Origin of the sequence: Pseudomonas sp., from assembly GCF_026224925.1 — a bacterium.
In the GTDB taxonomy this organism is placed as follows: Bacteria; Pseudomonadota; Gammaproteobacteria; order Pseudomonadales; family Pseudomonadaceae; genus Aquipseudomonas.
Map to the genome: position 1 here is coordinate 1 of NZ_JAMFRV010000562.1, position 5,751 is coordinate 5,751.

5 protein-coding genes and 1 pseudogene are annotated in these 5,751 nt (G+C 52.0%); 3 read left to right on the forward strand and 3 right to left on the reverse strand.

The features are described 5' to 3' along the window. A partial coding sequence (locus tag M0974_RS23465) for a hypothetical protein (protein ID WP_297842542.1) occupies positions 1-762 on the forward strand: 762 nt, incomplete at its 5' end. A gap of 59 nt (positions 763-821) precedes the next feature. Here M0974_RS23465 and M0974_RS23470 read toward each other — a convergent pair. Together M0974_RS23470 and M0974_RS23475 are read right to left on the reverse strand one after the other, a co-directional pair. Further along, positions 822-917 (reverse strand): annotated as a pseudogene (locus M0974_RS23470) (IS5/IS1182 family transposase); the annotation flags it as partial. Positions 918-959: 42 nt separating this feature from the next. Further along, a complete protein-coding gene (locus tag M0974_RS23475) occupies positions 960-1,148 on the reverse strand; it encodes a hypothetical protein (RefSeq protein WP_297842545.1) in 189 nt (62 codons plus the stop codon). A gap of 94 nt (positions 1,149-1,242) precedes the next feature. Between M0974_RS23475 and M0974_RS23480 the strand changes: the two genes are divergently transcribed. Further along, positions 1,243-2,472 carry an acyltransferase gene (locus M0974_RS23480; RefSeq protein WP_297842548.1) on the forward strand — a complete coding sequence of 410 codons (1,230 nt, stop codon included), beginning with the start codon at positions 1,243-1,245 and terminating at the stop codon, positions 2,470-2,472. Between the two features lie 164 nt (positions 2,473-2,636). Here M0974_RS23480 and M0974_RS23485 read toward each other — a convergent pair whose 3' ends face one another. Next, positions 2,637-3,692, reverse strand: a complete 1,056-nt coding sequence (locus M0974_RS23485) for an FkbM family methyltransferase (protein WP_297842552.1) — start codon at positions 3,690-3,692, stop codon at positions 2,637-2,639. A 1,026-nt stretch (positions 3,693-4,718) separates the two neighbouring features. Between M0974_RS23485 and M0974_RS23490 the strand changes: the two genes are divergently transcribed. Next, positions 4,719-5,751 (forward strand): sulfotransferase family 2 domain-containing protein (locus tag M0974_RS23490; RefSeq protein ID WP_297842554.1); only part of this gene is annotated, 1,033 nt, incomplete at its 3' end.

The following is a 5,751-nucleotide window of genomic DNA, read 5'->3' on the forward strand; positions in this document are numbered from 1 at the left end:
GATAAATCAACTCAGTCAGCCATATATCTCAACAGCAATTCATATCTTGTTGTTGGTATTTATACGAATGCAATGTATGCGTTGGCAATTCGCGACTATATCGACTTGACCTCGAAAAACATATCGCCATCCAGCAATAATGTCAAACTTTGGCAAGAGCGCCTGCGTGCCCTAAAGCATAATATAGTGACGAATTTATGGAGCCAGGAACGCGGTTATTTCCTGATGCATAAAGATTTAACCCCCATCGACCTTCCCATCAACGAGGACGAAATGTTTCCGATGGGCGGCAATGCGGTGGCGATCGAAGCGGGGCTCACCACACCTGAAATGGCCAATAGAATATTCGATATAGCGCTTCAGATGAAAGAGAAGTTCAAGTCACCCACAATATCCGGTGTGCTGTATCCGCCCTATCCGGATGGCGTATACAAACACCCTGCAGTCACCCACCCTTTTCAATATCAGAATGGGGGCGCATGGGATTGGTTTGGATTACGCCTAGTTTCAGATATGTTAAAAAATGGGCGTGCAGTTGATGCTTGTAAATCGCTCAATGAAATTTCGGTTAAAATTGTCCGAAATGGTACTTTCTCGGAATGGGATGCACAAGATGGTCAGGCAATGGGGAGCAAGGACTATCTGGGCGCAGCCGCTGAGTATATTTCGGCAATGGTGCGTTTAGATGCCTATATCGCAAAACAAAACCGAGCAGCTAAACAGCTGGTTACCGCACAGGATCTCTGCACTTCATTACACTAGCCAGTCGTAAAGGGGTTGTTGCATAAATCAAGTGAGATCGCCCACGCCCATGCAGATCGCAACTTTGTCGTCTGCGAACCGATGCAGCTCGCCCTCAGGTGATTGCCGGGCGGCGTCTTGAGCGGGTACGTGAGATTTTCGACTAGCGAGCGCCGAGGCGCGGTGGCTTGTACATTCGGCTCAATTTTTCCTCGAGGCTAAGATAAGGCTCTGGCGCAAATCAGGTCGACGAATCGGTTAGAGTTGTCGGGCAGGAACATCCCGACCACGATTTCAGGCATCGCATCCGCATGGCCCCGTTCGATCTCGCGAAACTCCGCTTCAAGGACGCCGTTGCGCCCGCCGTGCGGCGCGCTGCCTGTCCGAACGACAAGATATCCGTCCATGAGGGGCACACATGCTGATGATGAACGATCGGTTCCGGCGGTAAGTAATTTCCTACATCAGGTAATATTCGTAGCCTACCTGATGAGGACAGAAATGCGTAACGACGAGCGACGTCACACGTTCGAGTTTATAAATGGCCTGCGTGGACTTGCAGCGCTTCAGGTTGTGGCGCTGCATTACTGTTCCAGCTTTTTGCCGAGACTCGCTCGGGCAGCACAGTTCGCCCATTACGATCTTGAAACCAGACTTGACCACTCGCCAGCGTTCTTCATGATCGACGGCTACTCGGCGGTCTATCTTTTCTTTGTGATGAGCGGCTTTGTACTAGCTCCATCCTTCCTCGCGAGCAACTCGGGAATCGGCATGCAGACCGCAAAGAGGTTCACGCGACTCTACCTCCCGGTCGTCGGCGCGCTTGCATTCGCCTTGGTGCTGATTTTGCTCTTGCCGTCGGCAAAAGAGTCCGTTGCCATACAGGGTCACTCGGGGTGGGTCCATACGCTATCCGAGAATCCTCTCACCGTCGTGGCGATAGTCCGGGAGTTTGCGCTCAACTCTATGTTGTTGAGCTATAACGGGACGTCGATCTTTAACCACCTCTTAACGCTACCGCCGGTTACGCAGTCACTTGACGCGCCACTGTGGACCATTCACTTTGAGTTCTGGGGATCAGTACTCGTTATCCTCGTTTGCGCCGCATATCGTCGCTTGCCAAGGCCCATATTCTGGTTTCTCTTTGCGGTGTTGCTCGTGTGCACCGGCTATACCTATTTCAGCCTCTTCCTCGTTGGGTTTGCGTTATTCACCGCTCGAGAGCGCTTGATGCGTCGCAGTGGAAGTTTTTATCCGGCAGCTGGTTTCGCAATGGTTGCGATCTCCATCGTCGTCAGTTCGTCCGTCCATCTGGAGCAGTTCATCCCTGTAGCTGACGCGATGAACAGGTTCGCTGGGGCGGCACTGGAAAATCCGGAGTTTCTTCAGCGGCAGCTGTGCGCGATCATGTTGTTCGTAGGCGTCATCCTGATTGGACCGTATCGACGCTGGCTGGAGAGCAAGTGGGCACTTTGGCTCGGCCGGATTTCCTTCAGCCTGTATCTTGTTCATTTCCCAATCCTCTTTACCGCGACGTTTTTGCTGTTCAAGGTGCTGGCGACCCACCTGTCATATGGCGCCGCAGCACTGAGTGCAAGCGCGATCGCGCTACCGATCACGCTCTTCGTGGCCCACTACTTTGAGAAATATATTGATCGAGGCGCTATTTCCTTCTCGCGCCGGATCGAAAAGGTTCGAGAACCAGCGGCTATGTTGCCGCTGGAGCGCTGAAGCCTCACGTATCTGCTTTCTTGGCTCCTCTCAAGCGATATGAGACCGGAGGGTCGGCGACGTGCCGGCAATCAGCAGTTTAAGGCGCGTACCAGAGCAGCGAGTCCCTGAAGCTAGTCTTATCGACGTGTAAAAGCCGCTTGTTGTTGGCCTTAGTCATCTTATTAACGCTTACGAAAGGACCTCATCAGCCCGCGCAGCGGCGCAGTGACCATCCAGCTGTGAGATCCTTCAATAGCATGGATACGCTCCTTCGCTAAAGCGGATTCTCTTTCACGGGCTGCTCTGCCCTCTCTCGCGCAGTTCAAGTCTTCTTCCAGGTGATCTATGATGGCCTGCAGTTCAGCCACCCGACTCACAGCCTCGTCCGGCTCACGCGATCGTGCATATTCGGTTTCATTTTTTTGCCGGATATATTCCAGACGCTCCAACCTGTTCGTCAACGCGACGACGTCAAATCCGGCAACAATATCCATGTACTCCCACTTTGTCAGGTGATTAAAGAGAACCTCATGGCTTCGTTTCTCATCCCGAAAGTCGATATACCCGCCTTCTTTTACCGCATACACGCACGGGAAAATATCTAGCAGACGCGCGCGGAACTCCGGAACCGACATGTTTCGCCACAGATTTAACGCCACGTAGTTCATTTCGAGCGTGACGATCGGTTGATACCGGGCGAGCACCGACTTGGCGCCCTCAAGAACGTCCAACTCGTAACCCTCCACGTCGATCTTAATCAGGTCGAGCCGCTCAAGGCCCAGACTGCCAAATACAGCATCAAGCGCGTGCTGCCTCACGACCTCCCTGAAGTGGTGTCCGTCATCAATGCTGTGGATGTCGGAGACGAAAGAGCCAGAAAGATTACTAGGGTTTCCCTGCATCACGACTTCGCCGTCGGTTTTCCCGAGGGCGAAATTGCAAGTACGAATGTTTTTGTGGCCGGAGTTGGCGACGTTTTTGCTCAGGAGCGTATATGCGGCAGGAACTGGCTCGATTGCGGTCACGCTGCCATCTGGAGAAAGCTGCGCTAGCAAAACCCCAGTGATTCCGATATTGGCTCCAATGTCGAGAACTCTGGAATCAGGGCTGCTCAGGCACTCCAGAAGCGCGGCCGTATTCGGCTCAAACCGCTCCCCAAGGTGCTTTCCATAGTCCGGATCCGTGGATATCCAGTACTCCCTCTGGCCGATGGTTATTTTTCTTTGCGAATATGACACTTGTAGATTTCCTGAAAGGTTCAATGTCTACGACGTATGCACTGACAACGAGCATGGCACATGTCGTTCGCGGCGACAATAACTTCTGGTAAGGGACGAATCCGAGGCCCGCTTCGCAAACGTCGTGCCGTCATACGTATAGCCAATGGACACCGGCCCTCCGGATGGGACTAACACAGCCGTCCCCCCTGCGCTGGTTGCCAGTCCGACCGTTACAGGTCCAGTATCCTGGCCGCGCTGACCTGAGGGCAATCCGGCGCCGCCGGCGATCCGCCGTAATAACCGGTGTATGCGCCACTGTTACCCTGAATGCCTCCCGCTCCGCCCGAAAGAGTCAATGGCGCTCATGAAACCGATCCGACAATAGTCGTCGTGCCTCCTGCTCCTGCGGCGGCGGATCCGGTCGCTCCCGCTGCCTTTGCCCGTCCTATAGGAAACCTCTCAACGGGCTACCCACTTGCGCCAGAACCCGACGAACAGCGGCCAACTTCTTGCGGCCCATCAGGCCGCTACGCTCAATGTCGCGATCGAAACCACGTTGCTGCATGCGGACAAGGACTTGACGGTACTCAACAATTCGAGTCTACGGTGGTCATGGACACTCCGTTCGGCAAGAACGGCGCGTACCCATCTGGGAAGCTCGAATCGCGTTCAACATCGGCGCGGTCACGGACTGCCGCCATAACACCGATCGTGCGCTGGCGCCGATGCGCCAATCATCAGGTCAGGCCAAAACTCCGCCCCCGGGAATGACTCCATAGCGCCGATCGGTGACAAATGGATCGCACTATCTTATTTTGCAAAATGAAAAGTTTAAGAAAGAGGACGCGCTCCACATCAGATCCGATGAACTCACGGGATTCCTGGTAAAATCCAAAATCGTCGTTTCTGCCAGCTTACTCCTTGGCACCGGACCTCACCGTCTCGGCGTCCCAACGAACAACAGACGAAATCAACCATCAAAGCTACGCCAACCACGATAACTACACTGTCCCAGTAAAAGCGTTTTCAAAATCACGGTACTCCATGAATAGTCCAATCTACTACCTGCATATACCAAAAACAGGTGGAAGCTCCTTCACCTCCTTTCTGGATAGTCAATTCGACCCAGAAGAAATTTGCCCGGCACAGTTGCTTCCAGAATTATTCCAAGTCCCATTGGCGGAGATGTCTCGCTACAAACTGTTTCGGGGACACCTATGGCACGGCCTAAATACTTACGTTAATCAGAGCCTTATCTATCTGACAATGCTCAGAGATCCAGTACAGCGGACTATCTCCTGGTATTCGCATGTCAAACGTGACGAAAATGCCTACAGACACCACCGTGTGATCAACGAGAACTGGTCGCTTCTTGACTTTGTTACAGATAGCGAAACAAACTGGGATATGATAAATGCGCAAACATTATTTCTTTCCGTCGATCTCGATTATGCAAAACTTTCAGGCGACCCTGTTGGCTATGGGAGGTCAATAGTTAGAGCACACGCGAAAAGGCCGGATGACCGGGAGTTATTAAATATTGCAAAGAAAAGGCTCGAAGAATGCGCCTTTTTCGGTATAACAGAGCGTATGCAAGACTCCAAGCACCTTCTCTCTTATGTCATGAATTTCTACCCGAACTTCTCGGTACCTAGATTGAATATTTCATCAAATAGGCCTTCTGACCATGAAATTTCGGCCGAAACAATTCGTGCTATCAACGAAATCACCAGACTAGATCAAGAGCTATATAATTGGGCGTGTCAAGTTTTCGAAGATCGCTTTGGTGAAATGACAAAATCACTCCTCGTTTCACACTTTAAATCTAAAAATCCAGATACCAGTATCCCATGGCACAGTCCGTTGCCTGCCGAGGAACGAAAGCTTTTCGATATTAAAATAACCGAAGCACCCCCCAAAATCGATGCAGCCTCGACATTCCAAGTGACAGTGGCGGCAACCAATAACTCCAAATTTTCTATAAGCGGCCAACTTTCGAATCCCATCAACGCCTCGTATCATTGGATAGATGCATCGACCGGGGTGGTTGTAGTTTTTGATGGGGAGCGCACCAAAA